General features: G+C 67.9%; 23 protein-coding genes and 1 tRNA gene. 11 read left to right on the top strand and 13 right to left on the bottom strand.

From position 1 onward, the window contains the following. Positions 1–92 precede the first annotated feature (92 nt). Positions 93–1,013 (top strand): GNAT family N-acetyltransferase, encoded by a 921-nt coding sequence (locus tag AB0K18_RS22330; RefSeq protein WP_364917076.1) that lies wholly within the window; start codon positions 93–95, stop codon positions 1,011–1,013. 158 nt (positions 1,014–1,171) lie between these two features. Here AB0K18_RS22330 and AB0K18_RS22325 read toward each other — a convergent pair whose 3' ends face one another. From AB0K18_RS22325 to AB0K18_RS22310, 4 genes are all read right to left on the bottom strand, one after another. After that, positions 1,172–2,017 carry a hypothetical protein gene (locus AB0K18_RS22325; RefSeq protein ID WP_364917075.1) on the bottom strand — a complete coding sequence of 282 codons (846 nt, stop codon included), beginning with the start codon at positions 2,015–2,017 and terminating at the stop codon, positions 1,172–1,174. A gap of 5 nt (positions 2,018–2,022) precedes the next feature. Further along, the gene (locus tag AB0K18_RS22320) at positions 2,023–2,535 is read right to left on the bottom strand and encodes a GNAT family N-acetyltransferase (RefSeq protein ID WP_364917072.1); all 513 of its coding nucleotides are present in this window, start codon (positions 2,533–2,535) and stop codon (positions 2,023–2,025) included. 4 nt (positions 2,536–2,539) lie between these two features. Then, complete coding sequence (locus AB0K18_RS22315) at positions 2,540–2,722, bottom strand: hypothetical protein (protein ID WP_364368682.1); 183 nt, start codon at positions 2,720–2,722, stop codon at positions 2,540–2,542. Positions 2,723–2,994: 272 nt separating this feature from the next. Continuing rightward, positions 2,995–3,999 carry a DUF418 domain-containing protein gene (locus tag AB0K18_RS22310; RefSeq protein ID WP_364917070.1) on the bottom strand — a complete coding sequence of 335 codons (1,005 nt, stop codon included), beginning with the start codon at positions 3,997–3,999 and terminating at the stop codon, positions 2,995–2,997. 134 nt (positions 4,000–4,133) lie between these two features. Between AB0K18_RS22310 and AB0K18_RS22305 the strand changes: the two genes are divergently transcribed. Both AB0K18_RS22305 and AB0K18_RS22300 read left to right on the top strand, forming a co-directional pair. Then, positions 4,134–4,691: a GNAT family protein gene (locus tag AB0K18_RS22305; protein ID WP_364917068.1), complete on the top strand. Its 558-nt coding sequence runs from the start codon at positions 4,134–4,136 to the stop codon at positions 4,689–4,691. 657 nt (positions 4,692–5,348) lie between these two features. Next, a complete protein-coding gene (locus AB0K18_RS22300) occupies positions 5,349–5,537 on the top strand; it encodes a hypothetical protein (protein ID WP_364917065.1) in 189 nt (62 codons plus the stop codon). A 30-nt stretch (positions 5,538–5,567) separates the two neighbouring features. Here AB0K18_RS22300 and AB0K18_RS22295 read toward each other — a convergent pair. The 9 genes from AB0K18_RS22295 to dnaA all read right to left on the bottom strand — a co-directional run bounded on the left by AB0K18_RS22295 (position 5,568) and on the right by dnaA (position 17,360). Further along, positions 5,568–5,641 (bottom strand) — tRNA-Ile (locus AB0K18_RS22295). Between the two features lie 127 nt (positions 5,642–5,768). Then, positions 5,769–6,491, bottom strand: coding sequence for a DUF3566 domain-containing protein (locus tag AB0K18_RS22290; protein ID WP_364917063.1), 723 nt, complete (start codon positions 6,489–6,491; stop codon positions 5,769–5,771). A gap of 3 nt (positions 6,492–6,494) precedes the next feature. Next, entirely contained in the window at positions 6,495–8,993 is a 2,499-nt protein-coding gene (gene gyrA / locus AB0K18_RS22285) for a DNA gyrase subunit A (RefSeq protein ID WP_364917060.1), read from the bottom strand. 18 nt (positions 8,994–9,011) lie between these two features. Further along, positions 9,012–10,955 carry a DNA topoisomerase (ATP-hydrolyzing) subunit B gene (gene gyrB, locus AB0K18_RS22280; RefSeq protein ID WP_364917057.1) on the bottom strand — a complete coding sequence of 648 codons (1,944 nt, stop codon included), beginning with the start codon at positions 10,953–10,955 and terminating at the stop codon, positions 9,012–9,014. Between the two features lie 341 nt (positions 10,956–11,296). Beyond that, entirely contained in the window at positions 11,297–11,809 is a 513-nt protein-coding gene (locus AB0K18_RS22275; protein ID WP_364368692.1) for a DciA family protein, read from the bottom strand. After that, positions 11,799–13,043, bottom strand: a complete 1,245-nt coding sequence (recF, locus tag AB0K18_RS22270) for a DNA replication/repair protein RecF (protein WP_364917054.1) — start codon at positions 13,041–13,043, stop codon at positions 11,799–11,801. Before recF ends, AB0K18_RS22275 begins: the two co-directional genes overlap by 11 nt. Before the next feature lie 64 nt (positions 13,044–13,107). Then, positions 13,108–14,052 (bottom strand): phosphogluconate dehydrogenase (NAD(+)-dependent, decarboxylating), encoded by a 945-nt coding sequence (gnd, locus tag AB0K18_RS22265; RefSeq protein ID WP_364917051.1) that lies wholly within the window; start codon positions 14,050–14,052, stop codon positions 13,108–13,110. A 45-nt stretch (positions 14,053–14,097) separates the two neighbouring features. Then, positions 14,098–15,237, bottom strand: coding sequence for a DNA polymerase III subunit beta (dnaN, locus tag AB0K18_RS22260; protein ID WP_355417631.1), 1,140 nt, complete (start codon positions 15,235–15,237; stop codon positions 14,098–14,100). Positions 15,238–15,779: 542 nt separating this feature from the next. Next, positions 15,780–17,360: a chromosomal replication initiator protein DnaA gene (gene dnaA / locus AB0K18_RS22255; protein ID WP_364917048.1), complete on the bottom strand. Its 1,581-nt coding sequence runs from the start codon at positions 17,358–17,360 to the stop codon at positions 15,780–15,782. A 444-nt stretch (positions 17,361–17,804) separates the two neighbouring features. On the opposite strand from dnaA, the gene rpmH reads away from it, so the two are divergent. The 8 genes from rpmH to AB0K18_RS22215 all read left to right on the top strand — a co-directional run bounded on the left by rpmH (position 17,805) and on the right by AB0K18_RS22215 (position 25,039). Beyond that, complete coding sequence (rpmH, locus tag AB0K18_RS22250) at positions 17,805–17,942, top strand: 50S ribosomal protein L34 (RefSeq protein WP_043614899.1); 138 nt, start codon at positions 17,805–17,807, stop codon at positions 17,940–17,942. A 59-nt stretch (positions 17,943–18,001) separates the two neighbouring features. Then, positions 18,002–18,364 (top strand): ribonuclease P protein component, encoded by a 363-nt coding sequence (gene rnpA / locus AB0K18_RS22245; protein WP_364917045.1) that lies wholly within the window; start codon positions 18,002–18,004, stop codon positions 18,362–18,364. Beyond that, the gene (gene yidD / locus AB0K18_RS22240) at positions 18,361–18,645 is read left to right on the top strand and encodes a membrane protein insertion efficiency factor YidD (protein ID WP_355417625.1); all 285 of its coding nucleotides are present in this window, start codon (positions 18,361–18,363) and stop codon (positions 18,643–18,645) included. Before rnpA ends, yidD begins: the two co-directional genes overlap by 4 nt. A gap of 4 nt (positions 18,646–18,649) precedes the next feature. Beyond that, complete coding sequence (gene yidC / locus AB0K18_RS22235; protein WP_364917043.1) at positions 18,650–19,573, top strand: membrane protein insertase YidC; 924 nt, start codon at positions 18,650–18,652, stop codon at positions 19,571–19,573. 20 nt (positions 19,574–19,593) lie between these two features. Further along, a complete protein-coding gene (locus AB0K18_RS22230; RefSeq protein WP_364917040.1) occupies positions 19,594–20,082 on the top strand; it encodes a R3H domain-containing nucleic acid-binding protein in 489 nt (162 codons plus the stop codon). A 1,054-nt stretch (positions 20,083–21,136) separates the two neighbouring features. Then, positions 21,137–21,808, top strand: a complete 672-nt coding sequence (gene rsmG, locus AB0K18_RS22225) for a 16S rRNA (guanine(527)-N(7))-methyltransferase RsmG (RefSeq protein ID WP_364917038.1) — start codon at positions 21,137–21,139, stop codon at positions 21,806–21,808. Positions 21,809–21,954: 146 nt separating this feature from the next. Further along, positions 21,955–22,881: a ParA family protein gene (locus AB0K18_RS22220; RefSeq protein WP_364917035.1), complete on the top strand. Its 927-nt coding sequence runs from the start codon at positions 21,955–21,957 to the stop codon at positions 22,879–22,881. A gap of 1,195 nt (positions 22,882–24,076) precedes the next feature. Beyond that, positions 24,077–25,039, top strand: a complete 963-nt coding sequence (locus tag AB0K18_RS22215; protein ID WP_364917032.1) for a ParB/RepB/Spo0J family partition protein — start codon at positions 24,077–24,079, stop codon at positions 25,037–25,039. Positions 25,040–26,118: the final 1,079 nt, after the last annotated feature.

The raw sequence follows: 26,118 nt of genomic DNA, 5'->3' as shown, positions 1-26,118 counted from the left end.
CCCACGTTCATCGCGCTTGTGCCCTCCCGGGGCTCCGACCACCGCTGAGCCCCGGAGCGGCCAGGCGCCTTCCACCGGAGAGTGCCTAGACCGTGCAAGACCTGACCATTCGCCCGATCACCGGCCGGGAAGAGCTCGACCTCTTCAACCGGCAGCCCTACACCCTGAACCACGAACTGGCCGACGACCTCGCCGCCGGCCGCCGCCATCCGAGCTGGATGTGGATGGCCCTGCGCGGTGACCGCCTGCTCGCCAGGCTCGCCTGGTGGGGCCGCGACAAGGACGACGACCCCTTCCTGCTCGACATCCTCGACCTCGAAGAGGGCGCCGCCGACGTCGCCGTACGCCTGCTGCGCACCGCCATGGCCGAGACGCTCCCCGCAGGCGGCAAACCACCGGAATACCTCCGCTTCGTCCCACCCGACTGGCGCGAGACCGACAGACGTGCCGTCGAGGACCGCATGACCGTGCTGGAGAGCACCGGCGCCCGCCTGTTCGTCGAACGCCTGCGCCTGGAATGGCGGCCAGGCACGCCGATCCCCGAGCCGTCGGGACGCCTGAGCTTCCGGCCGATCCGCGACGAGAACGAGCTGCTCGACCTGATGACCGAGGTGCTCGACGGCACGCTCGACGCCCACAGCAGGGACGATCTGACCCACCTGTCCCCCCGCGAGGCCGCCATCAGGCACTACGAGGACGAGCTCGCCCGCTACACCAGCCCCCGCGCGTGGTGGCGGGTCGCGACGCTGCCCGGCGGCGAACCGGTCGGTTTCGTCACACCCGGCCGCAACGACTACAACGCGATCATCGGCTACATCGCCGTCCTGCCCGCACACCGCGGCAACGGTTACATCGACGACCTCCTCGCCGAAGGCACCCGCATCCTCGGCGCGGAACACGTCCCCCGCATCCGCGCCGCCACCGACCTGGGCAACATTCCGATGGCGCAGGCGTTCGCAAGGGCCGGTTACGTCAACTTCGAACGCTCGATCAACATGACCTGGCCCGACTAGGCATCGGGGAAGTCGGCGGACCGGGAGACCTCCTCCTGGGCGCGTACGTCGGCGAGCACCGACTCCAGCTCGCCGACCACCGCGTCCTACCCGGGCCCGCCGAGCACGAGCCGCTGCGGCGCATCACCGCTCCCGATCGCCGCGACCACGCGTGACCGCTACCCGACCGGCTCCAACACCCCATCCAGCCGTACGACGCCCGCCCCGTACTTGTCGTCCAGCCGCTCCTGCACGTCCTCGTCGGCCACCCAGACGCCGACGACGACCTGCTCCTTCACCACATCGACCGAGGACGACACGAACGCCTGGCCGAGATCCTCACCGAGGCCCTCCTGGACCTGCCGCAACGACTCCTCGCCGCGCCGGGCCTGGCTGACGCAGAGCGCGCCGCCCCAGCTCTCCCGCACCCACGCCTCCCGGCCGGCCAGGTCGCCGGTGAACTTCACGTTCAGCACCAGCCGAGTCGGGTTGTTCGCGTACTTCTCGGACCATTCGCGCTTGCTGTCGTCGTAGCCTGGAATCGACTTTAGGTAGCTCTGGTCCAGCCAAACCCCGCCCACGGCCTCCTCGTTCTGCAGCCGCTGCTGGGTCTTCTCCAGCGCGGCCTGCGTCGCCTTGGCGGGATCGACCGGCCGCCAGCCACCCACGGGAGCCGGACACGGGCTGTCGAACCGCCGCTCCTCGGCCTTGATCTCGGTCGCTTTTCCTGGCGCTTCGGTCAGGGTCAGCCGAGAGCCGTCCCAGGTACCGGTCACCTTGTAGTGGCCCCACTTCGTCCCGCCGGCGCTCTCGTGCTCCACCTTCCCCCAGTCCCAGCCCACGACGTCCGGCCCCGTGCACTGGGGCGGCAGCGACTGGGCCACCACGTCGCACAGCTGCGGCCCGTGCTCGGGACTCTCCAGCACGGTGACGGACCCGGCCGCGTACGTGGCCGGCTCACTGAAAGCCGTTGTGCTCCCGCAGGCGGTCAGCACGACGAGACCGAGGAGGGCAAGACATCGCATGCCCTTCAGACGTACGAGCCTGCGGCGGGGTTCAGCCGCCGGTACATCACGTGCAGCCCAACGAACCCCTCATCCGGATGATCGAACGCCTCGGGCACGGTGCCGACGACCTCGAACCCCAGCGACCGATAGAGCTGGACAGCCGCCCGATTGCTCTCAACCACCGCATTGAACTGGATGCCACGAAATCTCCGGCTGAGGCACCAGTCGATCACATACTCTCCCAGCGCCCGCCCGATCCCCTTGCCCTGATGCGCAGGATCCACGATGAACGACGCCGTGGCCACATGCGACCCCCGCCCGGGCCGGTTGGGCCCCATCTTGGCCGACCCCACGATCACGCCGTCGTCATCGACCGCGACGACGGTCTTGCCGGGCGGCTGCTCCATCCACCACGGCCGTGCCTCTTCGAGGCTCTGCCGCTCGGGAAACGGAAAGGTCCGCCCTTCCGCCATGATCGCCGCATAGAACGGATAGATCCCGTCCCAGTCCTGGCTCACGGCATCCCTGATGACCACCCCGTCAGGCCCCCTTGTCGCGCTGCTCGTAGACGGCCAGGGCCAGCGCCCCGACCATGAACCCGATGCCTATCAGAGCACACGCGCTCGCGAACGCCGTCCCCCCGAAGACCACCGCGAGGACGGCCACGGCCAGCGAGACGCCCCCGGCCACCAACGCATAGGCGAATAAATCGCGCTCAGTCACAGGAGCCATCCTGAACCATGCTCGCCATCGCCGTGAGGGCCGCCGCCGCACCGCACGCGGCGAGGAGCTTCATGGTGCTTCTCCACGATCGTTCGATGTCATGACCGGACGAGATGCGTAGAAGAGGGCCGGTCACCGCATCCATCCCGTCAACCCGTCGGTGATATTGGATCCGAATAGCAGAAACCCCTGGTCGCAGCCATGGAGAACCACGACTCGGATGCTAATTCACTGACCGTCCAACCGTGCTGAAGCCCACAAAGCGGAGCCTGTCAGTTCGACCAAGCTGTCCGTCCAGAATTGTGCGAACGTCCAATGGCCGGACGGCGCCCCCATGTGGCCCAGCGCCACAACCATTCGAGCGGCCCGTACCGATAATGCCGCAGCCAGAATGTGGAGAACACCCACTGCGCGGCCAGCACCCCGATCGCGACCGCCAGGAACACGGGCTGCGTCCAGTCCTGCGGACGACCGTGCAGGTGCGCCACGGCCAGCACCAGGATCGAGGCGGTGAGATAGTTCGTCAGCGCCATCTTCCCCAGCGGCGCGAAGAGCGCGTGCAGCGCCGCCCGCAGCGGCGTCCTGAGCAGGAGCAGCAGCACGCACACGTACACCCCGCCGATCAGCATGCCGGCGACCGCCGTCACGACACCGCCGGCCCGGCCGACGGGACCGTTCGTGTGCATGACGACCTGCGCCGCCAGTACCGGTGCCGTGGCCACCGCGAGCAGCGCGCCCGTGATGGCCGTCCCCTTCAGGGACCGCTCGATCCGGTCGATCACGCCGAACCTGACCAGTGCGGCGCCCGCCAGCAGCAGGCCGGGGGCGAGCAGGTAGCCGTCGGTGACCGACAGGGACGCCACGAGGATCACAGCGGCGAGGCCCGCGACCGTCCACCGCGGCAGCCAGGTCGACGGCAGCAGGAACACCAGCCCGGAGGCCGCGTAGATGGCGAGCACGTCCCCCGGCCAGACCAGGAACATGTGCAGGACGCCTATCACGAGCAACACGACCAGTCGGCGCACCAGGAGCAGCCGCGGACTCGCCGTACGACCCTCGGCCGACTCCAGCAGCAGCGCGAACCCCACCCCGAACAGAACGGCGAAGATGGGGAAGAACCGGTGATCAACGACGTACCCCATCCAGTCGCCAGGACCGGCCGGCACGACCTTGCCGCTGATGTTGGAGATCGGTCCCACATTGGCCAGCAGGATCCCGCAGAGCGCGAATCCGCGGATCACATCAAGCGCGTCGATACGCCGTCTTCTCTCTGACATGAGCCCCAAGTCTGCGGGACCACACCCCAAGAGCGGCATCGGTCGAAAGTGCCGTCCAGGACCAGCACTTTCGACCGGGCCGGGCCCCCGGATATTCGGTTTCCCGGACGCTCTCAAAACGCCAGGATGTGCGCATGACCTTGGCCATCCCCACCCTGGACACCGCCCGCCTGCGGCTGCGCCCCTTCTCTGACGCCGACGCCGAGCCCCTCTTCGCGATGCACAGCAGCGCCCACGTCATGCGCTACTGGGACGCCCCGCCGTGGACCGACAGGGCCCGCGCCAAGCGCTTCATCGAGTTGTGCCGCAAGAGGGCGGACTCAGGCACCGACGCCCGGGTGGCCATCGACCGTACTTCTGACGGGGCCTTCGTCGGCTGGTGCGGCCTGATCGACTGGGACCCGGACTTCCGCAGCGCGTCGCTGGGCTACTGCCTCGATGAGAGGATGTGGGGCCACGGCTACGCGACGGAAGCCGCCCACGCCTTGCTGGGATGGGCCTTCGACACCCTGGATCTCAACCGGGTGCAGGCCGAGACCGACACGCGCAACGAAGCATCCGCCCGCGTCCTGGAGAAGATCGGATTCGCACGCGAAGGGACGTTGCGCGAGAACTGCATCGTGAACGGCGACGTGTCCGACTCATGGGTGTACGGCTTGCTCAGGCGAGAGTGGCGACCGCCACGCGGATAAGCACGCAAACAGCAGAATGGCCGCTCTCCGGAAATCGGATGGCGGAGCGCGTCGGTGAAGCGCCTCGTGAGCTCACACCATCAATCGAGCACCCGGCGGACCCGAAGACTCACCGCCACCACAACTCATATCCCTTCGGGGCGAAGGCGCAGTAGTAGTCCCTCCAGACGAATACCACTTGCATAACCTTCTCGGCACTCTTGCAAGCGTCCCACGAGGAGTAGAAGGCCACCCTCGTATTCGCGCTCGCCGGGGTCGCGCTGGCAAAAAGCGTCATGCTGGTTGCCGCTACCAGTGCGGCTACCGCCAGAACTCGTCTCACCGAACACCTTTCTCCGAGGCCACGCAAGTGCAACTGCCACACTCTGCGCGGCGAATCCTTCCGCTGGGCAGCATGGGTGTCGCGGCACCCGGCGCCACGCTTGTGGCCACCGGGGCTGACCCATGGACCATGAGCTTAGGGAGCAGCGGTATAGGCGTGGTATGTCGTCGGTACGCGGGGTAGCCGCCACTGCCAGGACGGAACCAGCCATGATCGCCGAAGTGTCACTGGAGTACTAGGAATCGCGGCGTACGGGCCCAAGCCGGCGCGCGGCCGCCGCCAGGCCCTGCCCGGCGAACAGCATCGGCCAGGGCGGCCGGTCATGCACCGAGGCCATGCGCCTCGAGTTCGTCGAGGTGTTACAAGCGCTGTGGGAGAACGCGGTAGCCGAGCGGTTCCGGGCCTACCCGTACAGCGCGATCCCGCTGCTCGACAGGGAACTGGCGAAGTGGCGGGAGGGCACCGCGTCCGAGGTCGTCTCCCACATTCTCCCACGATGCGAAAAAGAGCCGCTTCCTAGTTAGAAAGCGACTCTTCTTGGCTGGTCATCTGGGTGGGGCTACCAGGACTTGAACCTGGGACCTCTTCCTTATCAGGGAAGCGCTCTAACCGTCTGAGCTATAGCCCCGCTCGCACCCCGAACGTTATCGCATCCGCCGCACAGAGGCGAACCGGTTGTTCGGGACGAGGTAAAGCTTACCGTGTCCGGCGGGCTGCTCGCGCCGTACGTGGGAGCACGACGCGAGCAGAGAACCCTACTCGGCCTCGCTGAATGTCACCTCGACGCCGCCCACCAGGTCGGAGGCGATGTTGTAGATGACCGCACCCAGGGTGGCCAGCGCCGTGATCAGGACGACGTTGACCGCCCCGATCAGAGCCGTGTAGCCGAGGATGCGTACCGGCTCGAACCAGGAGGCGATGTCGATCGGGATGGAGCTCTGGCCCTGCTCGCCCTTGCCGAGCTGGTTGACCAGGTCGACGATCGAGTCGAACACGCCCAGGGCCGACAGCACGCCGTACAGCACGGCGACCGCCACGAACAGCACCACGAAGCAGACCAGGGAGACCACGAAGCTGAACTTCATGGCCGACCACGGCTCGACGCGGCGCAGGACCAGGTGGGCCTTGCGGGGGAGCCGACCTCCCGACGAGTTGGACGACGACTTCTTCTTGGGCAGCTCGACGGCCGGTGGGGCCTCCGTGGCCAGCGACGGGCGCAGGCGCACGGTGTCGTTGTTCTCCGTCTGCCCGCCCTGAGGGCCGGCAGGCGCGGACGGGCTCATCGGGCCCGCCTGGTGTGACTGTTGTGGCTGGGAGGGCTTGTTGTCCTCCTGGCCCGGCCTGGGCCTGCCCTGTGCGGGCGAGGTGTCCTTGCCGTCGTCCACCGCGTTGAAGATCTCGGTTTCTGTGGGCTTCTTCGGCTGCTGTCCGTTACCCGAAGCCGCCGTGGTCCTGGCGGTGCCACCCTGGGCGCTCATGGGTTACTCTCCTCCCCCGTCTTCCTCACTCTCCACCGAAGTCTCCAATGACTCCGCGTTCCGGGCGAGGGCCACCACGCTGTCGCCTTCAGCGAGATTCATCAATCGAACTCCCATGGTCTGGCGGCCGGACTGCTTGATCTCACCGGCACTCGTCCGGATCACGCCGCCTGCGGACGTGATCGCGAAGACCTCGTCCTCTGGGTTGACCATGACGGCTCCGACCAGCTTGCCACGAGAAGTCACAATCTTCGCAGTAAGCACGCCTCTACCGCCACGTCCTTGGACCGGATACTGCTCAACTGGCGTCCGTTTCGCGTACCCGCCCTCGGTGGCGATAAGCACGTCTTGACCGTCGGCGATCCGATTCATGGCGAGAAGTTCGTCACCTTCGAGGAACCTCATGCCGATGACGCCGCTGGTCGCGCGGCCCATGGGCCGCAGCGCGTCGTCGGATGCGGTGAACCGGATGGACTGCGCGCCCTTGGAGACGAGCAGCAGGTCGTCGGCCTCGGAGACCAGCCGGGCGCCGATGACCTCGTCGTCCTCACGCAGGTTGATCGCGATCAGACCGCCCGACCTGGGGGAGTCGTACTCGGCCAGGCGGGTCTTCTTGACCAGGCCGCTGCGGGTGGCGAGGACGAGGTAGGGCGCGACGTTGTAGTCGCGCAGGTCGAGGACCTCCATGACGGTCTCGTCCGGCTGCATGGCGAGCAGGTTCGCCAGGTGCATGCCGCGCGCGTCGCGACCGGCGTCGGGCAGCTCGTACGCCTTCACCCGGTAGACCCGGCCCTTGTTCGTGAAGAAGAGCAGCCAGTGATGGGTGGTCGTGACGAAGAAGTGGTCGACGATGTCGTCCTGGCGCAGCTGGGCACCGCGCACGCCCTTGCCGCCGCGCTTCTGCGCCCGGTAGAGGTCGGTACGGGTGCGCTTGGCGTAGCCGCCCCTGGTGATCGTGACGACGATCTCCTCTTCGGCGATGAGGTCCTCGATGGACATGTCACCGTCGTAGGCGATGATCTCCGTCTGCCGGTCGTCGCCGTAGCGGCCGACCAGCTCGGCCAGCTCCTCGTTGATGATCTCGCGCTGCCGGCTCTCGCTGGCCAGGATCGAGTTGTACTCGGCGATCTGCGCCATCAGGGAGTCGTACTCGTCCTGGATGGCCTGCCGCTCCAGGGCGGCCAGCTTGCGCAGCTGCATGTCGAGGATGGCCTGCGCCTGCACCTCGTCGATGTCCAGCAGCCCCATGAGGCCCTGCTGGGCGGCGGAGGCGGACTCGGAGGCCCGGATGAGGGCGATGACGTCGTCGAGCCGGCTGAGCGCCTTGAGCAGGCCGCGCAGGATGTGGGCCCGCTCCTCGGCCTTGCGCAGGAGGTAGCGCGTCCGGCGGACGATGACCTCGATCTGGTGGGCGACGTAGTGCCGGATGAACTGGTCGAGGCGCAGCGTGCGCGGCACGCCGTCGACCAGCGCCAGCATGTTGGCGCCGAAGGTGTCCTGGAGCTGGGTGTGCTTGTACAGGTTGTTGAGCACGACCTTGGCGACCGCGTCGCGCTTGAGCACGATGACCAGCCGCTGGCCGACCCGCGACGAGCTCTCGTCGCGTACGTCGGCGATGCCGGTCAGCTTGCCCTCGCGCACCAGCTCGGCGATCTTCAGCGCCAGGTTGTCGGGGTTGACCTGGTAGGGCAGCTCGGTGACGACCAGCGCCTGCCGCCCCTTGTCCTCCTCGACCTCGACCACGGCCCGCATGGTGATCGAGCCGCGGCCGGTGCGGTAGGCGTCTTCGATGCCCCGGCGGCCCACGATGAGCGCCTTGGTGGGGAAGTCGGGGCCCTTGACGAGCCTGATCGACGCCTCGAGCAGCTCTTCGTCGGCGGCCTCAGGGTTCTCCAGCGCCCACTTGACCGCCGAGGCGACCTCGCGCAGGTTGTGGGGCGGGATGTTGGTCGCCATGCCGACCGCGATGCCGCCCGAGCCGTTGACCAGCAGCTGCGGGAAGCGGGCCGGCAGGACGTCGGGCTCCTGCGACTTGCCGTCGTAGTTGGGGCGGAAGTCGACGGTCTCCTTGTCGATGTCCCGCAGCATCTCCATGGCGATGGGCGCGAGCTTGCACTCGGTGTAGCGCATCGCCGCCGCCGGGTCGTTGCCCGGCGAGCCGAAGTTGCCCTGCCCGTCGACCAGCGGGTAGCGCAGCGACCACGGCTGCGCCAGACGAACCAGGGCGTCGTAGATCGAGGTGTCGCCGTGCGGGTGGTAGGTGCCCATCACGTCGCCGACGACGCGGGCGCACTTGAAGTAGCCGCGGTCGGGACGGTAGCCGCCGTCGTACATCGCGTAGAGCACCCGGCGGTGCACCGGCTTGAGACCGTCTCGCACGTCCGGCAGCGCCCTGGACACGATGACCGACATCGCGTAGTCCATGTAGCTGCGCTGCATCTCGGACTGGATGTCCACCGGCTCGATGCGCTCAGCCGGGGGAGTGGTGTTCACGTCCGTCACAGGTAAAGGTCCTTCTGACTAAACATCGAGGAAGCGGACGTCGCGCGCGTTGCGGATGATGAAGTCGCGCCGCGCTTCGACGTCCTCGCCCATCAGCACGCTGAACAGGTCGTCGGCCTGGGCCGCGTCGTCGAGGGTGACGAGCCGCAGCAGCCGGGTCTCCGGGTTCATCGTGGTCTCCCAGAGCTGGCTGGCGTTCATCTCGCCAAGACCCTTGAAGCGCTGGACGTTGTCACGCGGCCGCGGGTCGGGCTTGCCGTTGGCGATGCCCTCGGCGATGACCGCGTCGCGCTCCGGATCGGAGTAGGCGTAGGAGGCGTCCTCGCCCTTACGGTCCCACTTGATCTTGTAGAGCGGCGGGCACGACAGGTAGACGTGGCCGGCCTCGATCAGCGGCCGCATGAACCGGAACAGCAGCGTCAGCAGCAGCGTGTTGATGTGCTGGCCGTCGACGTCGGCGTCGGCCATGAGGATGACCTTGTGGTAGCGCAGCTTGCTGATGTCGAACTCGTCGTGCACACCGGTGCCCAGAGCCGTGATCAGCGCCTGGACCTCGTTGTTCTTCAGGACCTTGTCGATCCGCGCCTTCTCGACGTTGAGGATCTTGCCGCGGATGGGCAGGATCGCCTGGTAACGCGAGTCGCGGCCGCCCTTGGCCGAGCCGCCCGCCGAGTCGCCCTCGACGATGAACAGCTCGCACTTCTCCGGGTCGTTCCACTGGCAGTCGGCCAGCTTGCCGGGCAGCCCGCTGCCCGACTCCAGCAGCGACTTGCGCCTGGTCAGGTCGCGCGCCTGGCGGGCGGCGATGCGGGCGCGCGAGGCCTGCAGGGACTTGTTGATGATGTCCTTGGCCTCGCCCGGGTTGCGCTCGAACCAGTCGCGCAGGTGGTCGTTGCAGGCCTTCTGGACGAACGACTTCGCCTCGGTGTTGCCGAGCTTGGTCTTGGTCTGGCCCTCGAACTGCGGGTCGGACAGCTTGACCGAGATGATCGCGGTCAGCCCCTCGCGGACGTCCTCGCCGGAGAGGTTGTCGTCCTTGCCCTCCTTGAGGAACTTCTGCTCGCGCGCGTAGCGGTTGACGATGGACGTCAGCGCCGCGCGGAAGCCCTCCTCGTGGGTGCCGCCCTCGGCGGTGTTGATGACGTTGGCGAAGCTGTAGACCGACTCCGAGTAGGAGTTGTTCCACTGCATCGCGATCTCGACCGCGAGGCCGTCGCTCTCCTCCTCGAAGGAGATGATCGACGCGTGCGCCGGCTCCTTCTTGGTGTTGAGGTGCTTGACGAAGTCGGCCAGGCCGCCCTCGTAGTGGTATTCGACCGTGTTCGGCTCGCCGTTGACGTGGTCGGGCCGCTCGTCGGTGAAGGTGATCTTCAGGCCCTTGTTGAGGAAGGCCATCTCCTGGAAGCGCCGCGAGAGCGTCTCGTAGTTCCAGGTGGTGGTCTCGAAGACGCCGGGGTCGGGCCAGAACGTGATCGTGGTGCCGGTCTCGTCGGTCTCCTCGCCCTTGGCCAGGGGGGCCGTGGGCTTGGACATCTCATAGCGCTGGCGCCAGTAGTGGCCGTTCTGCTTGACCTCCACCTCCATGGCGGTGGACAGCGCGTTGACGACGGCCGAGCCGACGCCGTGCAGGCCGCCGGAGACCGCGTACGACTGGCTGTCGAACTTGCCGCCCGCGTGCAGCGTGGTCAGCACGAGCTCGACCGCGGAGATCTTCTCCACCGGGTGGATGCCCGTGGGGATGCCGCGCCCGTCGTCGACCACGCGGACGCCGTTGTCGGCGAGCAGCGTGATGTCGATCCTGGTGGCGTAACCTGCCAGGGCCTCGTCCACCGCGTTGTCCACGATCTCTTGGACGAGGTGGTGGAGGCCGCGCTCACCGGTGGAGCCGATATACATACCCGGGCGCTTGCGGACCGCCTCAAGCCCCTCGAGTACGGTGATTGAGCTAGCGTCGTAGGACAACTGCGAAATCCTCCTGCCGCGGACACGCGGCGGGGGAGGCCATCACCTCGTGAAGCTGCCCCTGCCGTGCCCGTCACCGTCGTGAGTGCCCCGATGCGCGGTCACCCAGGGGAGTCGGCTTGCTGCCGGGGTGACACGCAAGCGGACGTGTCCGGAATCCTTTTTCATTCTACCGCTTCCGGAGGGCCAAGGTGGCAATGAACGCGCCTGTGATGCCCGCTAGCTCGTTTTGCCCCCAGGCAAGCATCCCCCCTCCGGAAAGGGGGCTTATCGCGTCTGTGGCTTTCTGGCCGCTCCCGGCGACGTACGGCGAAGGGGAGAACGCGCGCCCGACGGCGGGCTCAGCCGTAGGTGTCGCCCGGGCCCCTGCTTCCGGTCACCCGCAATCCACCTGATGGACGCGGAGCGTTCTGCGGGCCTCTGACCTTGACCTTCGTGACCGTGCCGTCGCCCAGCTCCTCGTTGAGCCTGCGTACGAGCGTGCGCGCGAGCAGCCGCACCTGCGTCGCCCAGGCCGTGGAGTCGGCCAGGATGAGCACCTCGCCGTCGTCGAACGACTCGGGCTTGGTGTGAGCGGCCAGGTCAGGGCCGACGATCTCGGGCCAGCGGCCGAACACCGCCCCGACCGCGGCGGGGCGCTCCCAGCCGCGGTCGGCGAGCAGGTCGGCGATCGCGCGTCCGAAAAGCTGCGGATCGCCGGCCTCCCTGCGCGGGCCCTTCGCCTTGCGCCTGGGCTCACGCCGGGGGAGCTGGCCGCGCTTGGCCGCGTCGGCCTTGGCCTGGGCGAGCTTCTCGCGGGCCATCGCCACGCCCCTGGCCGTGGCGTTCTCGCCGCGACTCTCGTCAGCGGACACGGGTGACACTCCCCTCTGCGACGTCGTATCGGCCGCCGGACAGCTCGGACGGCACGTCGTCCGGCACGGCCGCGGTGATGAGCACCTGCTCGGCCGGCGCCACGATCTCGGCCAGGCGGCGCCTGCGCTGGCTGTCGAGCTCGGCGAACACGTCGTCGAGGATCAGCACCGGGTCGCCGCCGTCGGCACGCAGCAGGTCGTACGCCGCGAGCCTGAGCGCCAGCGCGAACGACCACGACTCGCCGTGACTGGCGTAACCGCGCGCGGGCAGGTCGCCGAGCCCGAGTATCAGGTCGTCGCGATGGGGACCGACGAGCGTGACACCGCGTTCGAGCTCGGACTGACGGACCTCCAATAGCCGCTCGCGCAGACGTTCTTCAAGGGTTTTCCCCAAGTCTGTGGATAACGTCTGTGTATCGAAAGATCCCCGCTCAGCGGGGGCTTCCGGGTCACCGGGAGCCCCTTCTTCGTCCCCACCTGTGGACAACGTGCTGCGGTAGGCGAGCGTCGCGGGAGCGCTCGACGGCGCCAGCGTCGCGTACGCGCCGGCCACCAGCGGCCGCAGCGCCTCGATCAGCTCCAGCCGCGCCCGCAGCAGCTCCGCCCCGTGCCGCGCCAGATGGGCGTCCCAGACCTCCAGAGTGCTCAGGACGTCGCCGGCGCCCGCCGCCGCGAACCCGGCGTCACTCTCCTGCCGCCGGGCGCTCCTGGAGCCTCTGCGGGCCTGCGCGGCGGTGCGCAGCAGCGCGCCGCGCTGCTTCAGCACCCGGTCGTAGTCCGCGCGCACTCCCGCGAACCTGGGGGCCCTCGCCACCAGCAGGTCGTCGAGGAAGCGGCGGCGCTCCGACGGGTCGCCCTTGGACAGCGCGAGGTCCTCAGGCGCGAACAGCACCGTGCGCAGCAGGCCCACGACGTCGCGGGCCCTGGAGACGGGCGAACGGTTGAGCCGCGCGCGGTTGGCCCGCCCTGGGTTGATCTCCAGCTCGATCAGCGCCCGCCGGTCGTCACGCTGGATCGCGCAGCGCACGATCGCCCGCGTGGCGCCCTTGCGGACGAGCGGCGCGTCGCTCGCCACCCGGTGGCTGGAGTGCGTCGCGACGTAGCCGAGCGCCTCGACCAGGTTGGTCTTGCCTTGGCCGTTGGGCCCGACGAACGCCGTGACGCCCGGCTCCAGGCCGAGCTCCACGGACGCGTAGGACCGGAAGTCGGTCAGCGAGAGGTGGGCGACATGCACCCCACGAAGGTTAGTGCGCCTCGCCCGCCACCGGGGTCACCGGCATGCAGCCTGTGGAAAACCGTCAGCGATCGCTCTCGCGCGGCGGCGTGACGTCGGCGCCGGGGGAGTCGGCCCCCTTGCCGGTGCTGCCCTCGGCCGAGGTGATCGCGTGGCCGCCGAACTGGTTGCGCAGCGCCGCCACGACCTTCATCGCGGGCGAGTCGTCCTGGCGGGAGGCGAACCTGGCGAAGAGCGCGGCGGTGATGACCGGCATCGGGACGGCGTGGTCGACGGCCGCCTGCACGGTCCACCGGCCCTCGCCGGAGTCCTGTGCGTAACCGCGCAGCTGCTCGAGGTGCTCGTCGTCGTCGAGCGCGCGCACCAGCAGGTCGAGCAGCCAGGAACGGATGACCGTGCCGGTGCGCCAGCTGGCGAAGGAACCCTTGACGTCCTTGACGACGTCGGAGGCCTCCAGGAGCTCCCAGCCCTCCGCGAAGGCCTGCATCATGCCGTATTCGATGCCGTTGTGGACCATCTTCGCGAAGTGACCCGCGCCGACGTCGCCGGCGTGCACGAAGCCGTCCTCGCCCTCGGGCTTGAGCGCTTCGAAGATCGGCATGAGCCGGTCGACGTGGGCCTTGTCGCCGCCGCACATCAGCGCGTAGCCGTTCTGCAGGCCCCACACGCCGCCGCTGACGCCGCAGTCGACGAAGCCGATGCCCTTGGCCGACAGCTCACGCGCGTGCTTCTGGTCGTCGACGTAGTGGCTGTTGCCGCCGTCGACGACGATGTCGCCCACGTCGAGCAGCTCGCCGAGGTCGTCGACGGTGGTCTGGGTGGGCTTGCCCGCGGGCACCATGACCCACACGGCGCGCGGCGCCTCCAGGCGCTCGACCAGCTCCTTGAGGCTGGCCACGTCGCTGATCGCCGGGTCGCGGTCGTAGCCGATCACGTCATGACCACCGCGGCGCAGCCGCTCGGCCATGTTGCCGCCCATCTTGCCCAGTCCGACCATGCCGATCTGCATGTTGTCTACCCCCTTGTCAGGCTTCCATCATCCCTGACGGCCGATTCAGCCTGACAGCCGGATAGGCATGATCAAGTAACGGTAGTCCGTGACGGCGCCGTCCTCCACAGGCTTGCCACCGGTGAGGATAGCGGGCTTCGTGGACGTGGTCATCTGCAGCCGCGCCACGTCGGAGTCGATGGCGCCGAGGCCCTCCAGCAGGAACTGGTGGTTGAAGGCGATGTTCATCTCCTCGCCCTCGTACTCGACCGGCAGCGCCTCGACGGCCTGCGCCTCGTCGCCGCTGCCCGCCTCCAGCACGACCTCGCCGCTCTTGAACGCCAGCCGCACCGGCGTGTTGCGCTCGGCGACCAGGGCCACGCGCTTGACGGCCTCGACGAACGGGCCTGTGGACAAGTCCGCGCGGGCGGAGAACTCGGTCGGCAGCAGCGAGCGGTACTTGGGGAACTCGGGGTCGAGCAGGCGCGTCGTCGTACGGCGGCCGGCGCTGGAGAACCCGATCATGCCTTCGCCCGTGCCTCCGGCGGAGCTGAGCGCGATCTCCACCTCGGCGCCGGTCGCGCCGAGCGCCTTGGCGGTGTCGGCCAGCGTCTTGCCGGGGATCATCGCGATCGCCGAGAAGTCGGGCTGGCCAGGCTGCCACTTCAGCTCGCGTACGGCGAGGCGGTAGCGGTCGGTCGCGGCGAGGGTCACGGTGTCGCCCTCGATCTCCATGCGCACGCCCGTGAGCATCGGCAGCGTGTCGTCGCGGCCCGCGGCGACGGCGACCTGGCCGACGGCGGAGGCGAACACGTCGCTGCCCACCCGGCCGGCGGCCGGCGGCATGGCTGGGAGCGACGGGTAGTCCTCCACAGGCATGGTCAGCAGGGTGAAGCGGGCGCTGCCGCACGTGACGACGGCCTTGGCGCCGTCCACCACGAAGTCCACAGGCTGTGCGGGAAGGGCGCGGGTGATCTCGGCGAGCAGCTTGCCCGAGACCAGGACGACGCCCGGCTCGCCGGTGTGCAGCTCGAGCGTGACCTCAGCCGAGACCTCGTAGTCGAAGCCGGACAGCTTGAGCCGCTGTTCCTCCGTGACCTCCAGGCGCATGCCGGCGAGCACGGGCACCGACGGGCGCGCCGGGAGACTGCGCGCCGTCCATGCCACCGCCTCAGCGAGGACGTCTCGCTCGATTCGGAACATCACGGTGATCAGCCTCCTGGGTTCGTCGTTGATTCAAGGATCTCAAGGATCCACCCTCCCGGCCTCGCGCTCCGGGAGAACCCCTCTATGGGTCTTTGAGTTTCTAGTTAGAGAGAGAAGAGGTCATCACATTAGGGGCTGTGGAAACTGGGGACAACCGGCGTCCTTGCTGGTCAGCGCCCCTGTTTTTATCCACCGAGGGTGTGGGTGACGCCTGGGGAGAACTCGCGCGCCTGGGGATGACGAAACTTCGCCCACAGGCTGTCCCCAGATCATGGTCCCGTCATCCACGGAAGATCGGGGGTTATCCACGAGGTTTCCACAGGTTATCCACGGGGTAAAAGGGGCCCTTCTGGAGCCCCAGATCGACTGTTCACAGTCTGTCCACACGTTGTCCACTGGTAGTCCCCAAGTTCTCCCCAGGATGTCCCCAGCACTGTCCCCAGCCGTTGTGGACGGATTTTTCCCAGCATTGTGGGGCGAACGACCGCCCCGATTTTGCGTTTCCGCTGGTCCACAGTGTTTTCCACAGGCTGTGTACGACTTCACGATCCGCGCTGTGTCTGCTTGATCCGCATTGTTAGCTCGTTGACCTGGTTGTACATCGACCTGCGCTCGGCGATCAGCGACCGGATCTTGCGCTCGGCGTGCATCACGGTCGTGTGGTCCCGGCCGCCGAACTGCTGGCCGATCTTCGGCAGCGACAGCTCGGTCAGCTCGCGGGCGAGGTACATGGCGATCTGCCGGGCGTTGACGAGCGCGCGGCTGCGCGACGTGCCGCACAGGTCGTCGATGCTGATGCCGAAGTACTGGGCGGTCTGGTTCATGATCGCCGCGATCGTGATCTCGGTGTCGGACTCCGAGGTGATGAGGTCCTTCAGCACGACCTCGGCCAGCTGCAGGTCCACACCCTGCCGGTTGAGGCTGGCGAACGCGGTGACCCTGATCAGCGCGCCCTCCAGCTCACGGATGTTGGTGGAGATGCGGCTGGCGATGTACTCGAGCACCTCGGGCGGCGCGGCCAGGCCCTCCTGGATGGCCTTCTTCCTGAGGATGGCGATGCGCGTCTCCAGCTCGGGCGGCTGGACGTCGGTGATCAGGCCCCACTCGAACCGGTTGCGCAGCCGGTCCTCCAGCGTGATGAGCTGCTTGGGCGCCCGGTCGCTGGAGATGACGATCTGCTTGTTGGCGTTGTGCAGGGTGTTGAAGGTGTGGAAGAACTCCTCCTGCGTCTGTTCCTTGCCCTCCAGGAACTGGATGTCGTCCACGAGCAGGATGTCGATCGCGCGGTAGCGGCCGCGGAACCCGTCGGCCTTGTGGTCGCGGATGCTGTTGATGAAGTCGTTGGTGAACTCCTCGGAGCTCACGTATCTGACGCGGGCGCCGTCGTACAGGCTCTGGGCGTAATGGCCGATCGCGTGCAGCAGGTGCGTCTTGCCCAGCCCGGAATCCCCATAGATGAACAGCGGGTTGTACGCCTTCGCGGGGGACTCGGCGACCGCCACGGCCGCGGCGTGCGCGAAACGGTTGCTGGCGCCGATGACGAATGTCTCGAATGTGTACTTCTGATTGAGCCTGGCCGGTTCGCTGGGTTTGCTGCTCTTCGCCTCCCACCGATTCTGCGCCGGCTCCGGCGGCTTCTCCACAGGCGGTGTGTACGACGGCGCCTGTTCGAAATCGAAGCCCTGCTGTGGATAGTCGGTGGATATCTGCTGCTGCTCGGGCTGTGGAGAATAGAACTGCGGAGGCTCGGAAGGCTGGTTGTGCTGCGGCTGCGCGGGTTGTGCATAACGCAGCTGACTCTCCACACCCTGGGGATAACTCTGAGTCACAGGCTGTTGATGAGCGTCGCCAGAGGGCTGTTCCGGCGCCGTGGTGTCGATCATCACGGCCAGCCGCATGGTCCTGCCGAGCTCCTGCGACAGCGCGTGGGCCACCAGCGGGCGCAGCTTGCCCTCGATGAGGTCCTTGAGGAAGTCGTTGGGGACGCCGAGCACGATCGTGTCGTTGGCCAGCGCGATCGGGCGCACCATGGACAGCCACGTACGCTGCTGGATGGGCACGTTCTCGTTGAGGAAGTTGCCCAAGGCCCTCGCCCATACCGTGCCGAGGTCGACACCGTTCACGATGCGGTTCCCCCTCCTCTCATTCGCGGCCCCCCGCGATCGGATATCCACATGCCGCGGCCGCTCACGATGATCGGTGACTCCTTCGTCCACACGCGGCCTGCGGGCGTTCCGCTACGCCCTCCACAGGAGATCCACAGGCTATCCACAGGGCTTGAGCGGCCCGGAAGGGCTGACAGTAGCTTTGTGCACAGCTGTGTTCAAGACGTTGTCCACAGCCTAGTGGCACCTGAGTGCACATACTGTGGACGTGGGGCCGGTGTGGAAAAGTGGCCTGTGGATCAGTGGATAACGCGTCCAGTTTGACCTGTGGGCACATTGCCTCGTAACGTACGACGGTCGGCTTGTCACGCGACGGCTATTTCGCGTGCCCTCGCTTCCTTGGCAGGCCATCCATGTGTATTAGGCGCCCTCGCGGCGCACCTTCAAGCCTGGAGCCCACCCGTGAGCAAGCGTACTTTCCAGCCGAACAACCGTCGCCGCGCGAAGACCCACGGCTTCCGGCTGCGGATGCGCACCCGGGCCGGTCGCGCCATCCTCGCCGCTCGCCGCCGCAAGGGCCGCGAGAAGCTGTCGGCCTGACCGTCCCGCGCGATGACAGCCCGCCGGCGGATCACGCCGGCGGGCGTTAGACGTATACGGTGCTGTCCCGTCAATCCCGCATGCGACGCGGGGAGGAGTTCGAGGCGGCGGTCAGGCGCGGAAAGCGCGCCGGTCGCCCCACTCTGGTGGTGCATTTCACCACTTCTGGGGAAGAGCCACCCCTGGTGGGTTTCGTGGTGAGTAAGGCCGTCGGTGGCGCGGTGACCCGGAACAAGGTCAAACGACGGCTCCGACACCTGATGCGGGACCGACTCCACCTGCTGCCGCGAGGTAGCCTGCTTGTGGTACGCGCCAATCCACCGGCCGCGTCCGCGCGATTCGAGCAACTGGCCGCCGAACTCGACCTCGCGCTGGAACGTTGTCTCAGGCGGCGCGAGTCCTCGACGGGTGGACGGAAATGACGGAGCAACCGCAAGGAGTGGCGGCGCCGAGCCTCGCTGCTCGGGCGCTGATCCTCCCCATCCGGTTCTATCGGGCGTTCATCAGCCCGCTGCTCGGTCCACGCTGCCGGTTCTACCCCTCGTGCAGCGCATACGGACTCGAAGCGATTGCCGTACATGGAGCACTGCGCGGCATATGGCTGACTGTCCGGCGCATCGGGCGGTGCCATCCATTTCATCCCGGAGGTATAGACCCGGTGCCCCCACGCCCGGTCCCGTCCCACGAAACGCAAGGGAGATAGCTCGGTGGAGCTGTCCTGGCTCAATTGGCTGTATACAGCCGTCGCCCAAGTCATCACCTGGATCCATACCGCGTACAGCACGGTCCTCGATCCCAACAGCGGTCTGACCTGGGCGCTGACCATCATCACGCTGACCATCTTCATGAGGATCCTGATCTTCCCGCTGTTCCTCAAGCAGATGCGATCGTCGCGAAAGATGCAGGAGCTGGCGCCGAAAGTCCAGGAGCTCCGCAAGCGCTACAAGAACGACAAGCAGCGCATGAACCAGGAGGTCATGGCGCTCTACCAGGGGGCGGGGGCCAACCCCCTGGGCGGCTGTCTGCCGATCGTGGCGCAGTTCCCCATCTTCATCTCCATGTTCACCGTGCTCCGCGCGATCGCGGCCGACGAGGCCAAGTTCGGCATGACGCAGGAGCTGGTCGACAGCGCCAAGCAGGCCCTCATCATCGGCGCGCCGCTGCCGGCGACGTTCTTCGAGGCGCCCGCCATCAGCGAGAAGATCGTCATCGGCTTCTTCGTCGCGGTCAGCTCGCTGACCACGTTCCTCACCGTCCGGCAGAGCGTCACCCGCTCCATGGCCCAGATGCCGGACAACCCCATGGCGCAGCAGCAGAAGATCCTGATGTACATCTCGCCGCTGTTCGCCTTCTTCAGCCTGAACTTCCCGCTCGGTCTGATCCTCTACTGGGTCACCACCAACGTGTGGACCCTCGGTCAGCAGCACTGGTTCTACAGCCGGCACCCCATGCCGCAGTACGACGCCAAGGGCAACCCCATCCCGGTGCAGACCAAGCCCGGTCTGATCGCGAAACTCCGCAAGACCACTCCGGAAGAACAGGCCCCTCCGCCCCCTCCGGAGCCTAAGATCATCAGGCAGCAGCCCAGCAGGCAACCCCGCAGCAAGCGCACCGGCAGCAAGAAGTCTTGAACACGAAGGAGAGGCCGGCCATGACCGAGGCCGAGCAGGAGAAGGCTCCTGATCTCACTGCGCTGGAGCAGGAGGGCGAGATCGCTGCCGACTACGTCGAGGGCCTTCTCGACATCGCCGACATCGACGGCGACATCGACATGGACGTCGAGGGCGACCGCGCGCTCGTCTCCGTCGTCGGGCTCAAGAGCACCGAGCTGGTGGGGCCCGGGGGAGAGGTGCTCGAGGCGCTCCAGGAGCTGACCCGCCTCGCCGTGCACCGGCAGACGGGCGAACGGTCGCGGCTGATGCTCGACGTCGCCGGCTATCGCGAGCGGCGCCGGGCCGAGCTGACCAAGCTCGGCACCGAGATCGCCGACCAGGTGAAGGACCGCGGCGAGCCGAAGCCGCTGCAGCCGATGACGCCGTTCGAGCGCAAGATCGTGCACGACGCGGTGGCGGCCGCGGGGCTGCGCAGCGAGTCGGAGGGCGAGGAGCCCAACCGCTACGTGGTGGTCCTCCCCGCCTGAGCCTCTCGCGGCCGGGCGCCGGCGGCGCTGTGGCCGGGCGACATGTCCCCGTCCCACCGGCCGTACCGGCCATGTCGGACCGGCCGTACCGGCCATGTCGGACCGGCCGTACCGGCCATGTCGGACCGGCCGTACCGGCCACGTCGGACCGGCCGTTCAGGTCTCTTCCGGTCGGCCGGCCGGACCTCTCCGGCCCGCCGACATCACGTCCGGCCGGTCCTTCCGCACCGACCCTTCCGGAAGTCGTCGAATGGCCGTCCAGTCTCTTCCGACCTGGACGGCGGGACTTCTCCGACGCGCCGACATCGATCCGGCCGGTCCTTCGGGACCGGCCTTTGTGCCCCCCGGCCACTTTGGAAGCCGTCGGACCGGCCAACGAGGTCTCTTCCAACCTGTCGGCGAGACGTCGCCGACGCGCCGACACCCATCCGACCGGTCCTTCGGGACCGGGCCCTTGCGCCTCGGCGGGTCCTTTCGGGCCGGCCTTCGCGCCTCGGCCGCTCCGGAAGCCGTCGGACCGACCGGCCGTTGAGACCTTCTCCGAGCGGCCGATCGAGGGTCGCTCTCCGCGGACGTCCGGGAGCTGCTCAACCGATCGCCCGCCCGCCCGAACCATCCATCCCCGGATAGGCGGGAACGATGGCTCCGCTTCAGCGCACTCGCGGAACGGAACCCGTCCGAACGGCCCTCCGGCCGTCGCCGCGAGACGATATGCCCCTTGAACCCGCCCGGCCATTTGCTCGCCGTCCTGCACGCGGCCGACGGCCGGTGCACATTCACCCCCTTCCCCCTGTACGGCCTGTACGGCCTGTACGGCGACCAGCCACCCACATCGAGCGACCCTGTACACCGACATGTCACGCTTTACTTGCCCACGCAACGCTGCACTGACGGCGTGCTCACAGGCCACCTTCACCAAGGCCCGCTAGGCTTCCCTTGTGATCTCACCCCGTAGCCTTGGGTGGAGACCGGACCCTGTCGCCGCAGCCTGATCGCGCCCGGCGACCATCACCCCGATCACGCGGGCCACGAGCCCCAGAAAGGCCACCGACCAGTGAGCGATGAGCTTCCGGAGCCGCCGGAGATTGCGCGGGATGTCTTCGCGGGGGAGGCCTGGGATCGCGCCAACACGTTCGCCGACCTGCTGGTAGGTCCCGGTGTCGTCCGCGGGCTGCTGGGCCCGCGGGAGGTGCCCAGGATCTGGGATCGCCACCTGCTCAACTGCGCTGTCGTGGCCGAGGCCGTCCCGCCGGACGTGCGGCTGGTCGACATCGGTTCCGGCGCCGGCCTGCCCGGGCTGGTGCTCGCCATCGTCCGCCAGGACATCACGGTGACGCTGCTGGAGCCGTTGTTGCGCCGTACCGTGTTCCTCGAGGAATGCGTGCGGGCGCTCAAGCTCGACAACGTCGAGGTGCTGCGCGGCCGGGCAGAGGAGCTGGCGGGCAAGCGCGAGTTCGACGTGGCCAGCGCCCGCGCGGTGGCGCCGCTCGACCGGCTGCTGACGTGGGCCATGCCGCTGCTGCGCGAGGGCGGCGAGCTCATCGCCATGAAGGGGGAGCGGGCGGCCGGCGAGCTGGCCGAGGCGCAGGAGCAATTGCGCGCCAGCGGGGCCCGAACGGCCGAGCTTGTCACCGTCGGGCGCGGTAAGGTCGAGCCGCCTGCAACATTGGTTCGGGTGGTAGCGGGTCGCGCGCCGGAGCGAGCCAGGCGGCGACGAAGGAGGTGACGGTTGTGCCAGTCGCGTCAAGTGGTCTTGGCTGGCCGGACAGCCGTTCGTCCGAGAGTCCGACCGGGGTTGGCTGGCCCGAAATGGGCGTGTCGCGACAGCAAATTCCCGGCACCGGCACACCACTGGTTGAAAGGATGGCCATCGTGACCCAGACCCCCCTGAACCCCGGTGATTCGCCGTTGGTACGAGAGGCGCTCAGCTCAGTGGTTTCACGTGAAACATCTGCAACCCAGACGGCCGCCCAGACCGGCGAGACCTCCGGCGATGGTGACGGCACCTGGCCGCGCCCGTCCAAGACCCGAGTGATCGCCGTGGCGAACCAGAAGGGCGGCGTAGGCAAGACGACCACGTCCGTCAACATCGCCGCCGCGCTGTCGATGCACGGCCAGCGTGTCCTCGTGGTCGATCTCGACCCGCAGGGCAACGCGTCCACCGCGCTGGCGACCGAGCATCGTGGCGATGTGCCTGACGTTTACCAGGTGCTCGTGGACGACCTGCCGATGGCGGACATCGTCAAGCAGGTGCCCGACATGCCCAACCTCTATTGCGCTCCCGCCACCATCGACCTGGCTGGTGCGGAGATCGAGCTGGTGTCCCTGGTGGCCAGGGAGGCGCGGTTGCGGCGGGCGTTGGCGGCGTACGAGGCGGTGAACTTCGACTACATCGTGATCGACTGCCCGCCGTCGCTCGGCCTGCTCACCGTCAACGCGCTCGTGGCGGCCGACGAGGTGATGATCCCGATCCAGTGCGAGTACTACGCGCTGGAGGGGCTGGGGCAGCTGCTGCGCAACGTCGACCTGATCAAGGCCCACCTGAACCCGACGCTGCGACTGTCGACGATCGTGCTCACCATGTACGACGGCCGCACCCGCCTCGCGTCCCAGGTGGCCGATGAGGTGCGTGCGCACTTCGGCGACACGGTGCTGAACACGGTCATCCCGCGCAGCGTGCGCTTGTCGGAGGCGCCCAGCTATGGGCAGTCGGTGATGACGTACGACCCGGGGTCGAGCGGCGCGATGGCGTACATGGACGCGGCCCGCGAGATAGCCCACCGCGCCACAGTCTCCTAACCACCAACGACAACCCGGCCCCCAACGGCCGATCAACCGCCAACGGCCCTTCGGCCACCAACGACCGATCAACCGCCAATGGCCATCCGACCCACCAACGGCAATCCGGCCTACCAACGGGTCGCTCGGCCCCAATGGTCGGCCAACCAGCAACAGCCACCCGGCGATCAACTGGCTGGCTCACCATCGACGCCCGCTCGCCCGCTTAGGGTCGGCTAGGACCGCCATCGAGCCGCCTACGGTCGGCCAGCCACCGACGGCCGCCTGGGCGCCTACGGCTGCTCGGCCACCGACAGCCGTCTGGCCGTCCCGGTCGGCTAACTACTGACCGGCCGCCTAGCCGGGCCACGGCTGGCTGCCATTGACCGGCCGGCTGGCCGTTCCACGGCCGCGCTAGCCACCGACCGGCCGCCTGCCCACCCACCGCTGCCCGGTCACCGACAGCCGCCCGGTCACTGACAGCCGCCTGCCCACCGATGGCCGCCTGGCCGCCTACGGCCACCTGACTACTGACCGTCCGCCTATCCACCGACCTTCGCCTGGCCGCCCGCAGTCGGCTAACCACGGATGGCCGCTAGCCACCAACAGCCGCGTAATCACCAACGCTCGCCTGGCCGCGAACCGCGCCACCCAACTTCCGGGATCGTGCCCCCGGTAATGCGGCCCCCGGGATCGTGCCCCCGGTTTGTGGCCCACCGGGATCGTGCCTTTCGGGATCGTGCCCTCCTCGGGATCGTGGCCCCCGGGATCGTGCCCCCCGGGACCGCGCCTTCTGGGGTTGTGTCCTTGAGAGCGTGTCCCGAGTCCGTGTGCCCAGGTTCGTGTGTCCGGGATTGTGTGGCGGGACTGGGTGGCCGGACTGCGTCTCCTGGGCGCGTTCCCCGTAGCCCCCTCACCTCCTCCTGCTCCTGCCTTCCGGCCGCGTCCTTTAGCCGTTTCCCGTGACGCCGTTGCGGTGGGTTCGGGTTCTTGGGTGAGGCGGGTTTTGATGGCGATGCCCCCGCAGGGCGAGAGGGAGTGGATGAGGGAGGGCGAAACGAGGGTGGGTTGGGGTCCAGTCACGGGTTGGGCAGGTTTGTGACCGTGTCGGTGTAAATCCAACCGGACGGTGTGTGGCGAGGGGGCACTCGGTCGGGCCCGCAACGGTAACCTCTCCTGGAGTGACCGGAATCGACCGGGTGGATGAGGAGACGCAGTGAGCCAGCAGCGGCGGGGATTGGGCAAGGGACTCGGGGCGCTCATCCCGACCGGTCCCATCGTTGACGGCACGGGGGCGGCGCCGGCCCCGGCCAACGGGTCAACGGAGGAGATGGGTCCCAAGCCGATCGCCGGAGCGTACTTCAAGGAGGTCGCGCTCAAGGCCATCGTCCCCAACCCCCGGCAGCCGCGTGACATCTTCGATGAGGAGCGCCTGGAGGAACTGGCGGCGTCCATCCGCGAGGTCGGCCTGCTGCAACCGATCGTGGTGCGCTCGATCGGCGGTGGCCAGTATGAGCTGATCATGGGGGAGCGGCGCTGGCGGGCGTGCAAGCAGGCCGGCCTGGACCCGGTGCCCGCGATCGTGCGCAACACCCAGGACACCGACCTCTTGCGGGACGCGCTGATCGAGAACCTCCAGCGTGAACAGCTGAACGCCCTTGAAGAGGCGGCGGCGTACCAGCAACTCCTTGACGACTTCCAGGCGACGCACGAACAGCTGGCACAGAAGGTCGGTCGCTCCCGCTCTCACATCACCAACACCCTGCGTCTGCTGAACCTCCCTCCTGACGTCCAGCTGAAGGTCGCCGCCGGGACCATCAGCGCCGGACACGCGCGGGCGCTCCTCGGCCTAGACAACGCAGAGGAGCAGATCCAGCTCGCCAAGCGGATCGTGGCCGAGCTGCTGTCGGTACGGGCGGTCGAAGAGATCGTCGCCATGGGCAGCGCCAAGGCGGCCAAGAAGGCACCCCGCGAACGCCAGCCGGTCAAGCCCACCGCCCCCGGTCTCACCCACCTTGCCGACCGCCTCTCGGACCACTTCGAAACCAAGGTGAAGGTGGACCTGGGACGGCGAAAGGGCCGCATCGTCGTGGAGTTCGCCACGATCGACGATCTGGAGCGCATCATCGGCACGATGGCCCCGGAGGCAGCCCGAGCGATGAGAGAATCCGAGGACTGACCCCCGAAGTTGCCGAGGACTGACCCCCGAAGTTCCGGCTCTAGGCTCCGTCTGTCGCTCGGTACCAGGTCTAAGAACACGAGCGAGACGCCTGCTGCACTGAGGAGATGCGAAGACCGCACTCCGGCTGAGACCGGAACGGACGGCATGGGCAAGGGCGAGATGCACGGCGACGGCGACCCCTACGGCCGCCTCCGACTCGGCATCTTCCACGGACGCTGCGTCCGAGCCGTCAACGCCTTGCCGGGACCGGTCCGGGCCGGTTGATGGTTGAGGACCGGCCGTCAGGGTGCTGGCCCTCCTGGGGGTCAGGCCGGTCGACTGTTCTTATGGCGTCTCGGGAACCGAGGTTGGGCTCTGAGACCCAAGAAGGGTGAGCGCGGCATCTCCGTGTTTCACGTGAAACACGTTGCTCAGCGCGTGGTGGGTGGGGGCGGCAGTTCGGCCGTGTAGCCCGCCTTTGTAGCCGTCGTGTGGGTCGTGTGCGGTGACATCCGCAAAACATAAGCAAGGAGAGGCATCTCACCCTAATCGGTGAGCCGAGCGGAGGCGCGGCGTCTTGGAATGCAGCGCCGGGGTGCGCAGCATCGCCAAGCGGAGTAGTGCGGGCAGAGGCAAGCGCGAGGTGAGCCATCCGAGGGGTAAGTCATCTCGACGGTGACCATCCCGAAGGGTGAACTAATGCGGGGGTTCGGGGGCGGGTAGGCGTCCTTGGCTCAGTCGTAGGGTGCGACGGCGTGAGTCCTGACAAGCGCGGGGCGCAAGTGGGGGTCGTGGACGGAAGTGGAGGTCCGGGCAAGTGAGTGGCGGTGGGGTGCGGGGCGAATTGGTGAGATGCGGTCAGCGGGCCATGGCTCAGCCGTGGGGTGTGGAAGCGCGAGCGTGACGCGGGGACGGAGAACATGGGTGGCGACGACCGGGCGAGCGATGGTGGAGCGGGGGGAGGAGGGAGAGGGCGAGCGAGGGCTTTGGGGCTTGGGGATATTGGAGGGTGAGGAGTCGGCTGGTAGGTGAGTGGTGGGCCAGCCGCATCGGGCTCACCGACACCGGTTTCGAGAGCAGGAGCACCTGCGCTGATC

The sequence above is a fragment of the Nonomuraea sp. NPDC049421 genome, assembly GCF_040677005.1.
Taxonomy (GTDB): domain Bacteria; phylum Actinomycetota; class Actinomycetes; order Streptosporangiales; family Streptosporangiaceae; genus Nonomuraea; species Nonomuraea salmonea.
The sequence above is the reverse complement of the archived record's forward strand: the minus strand, read 5'-3'. Positions and strand labels throughout refer to the sequence as shown.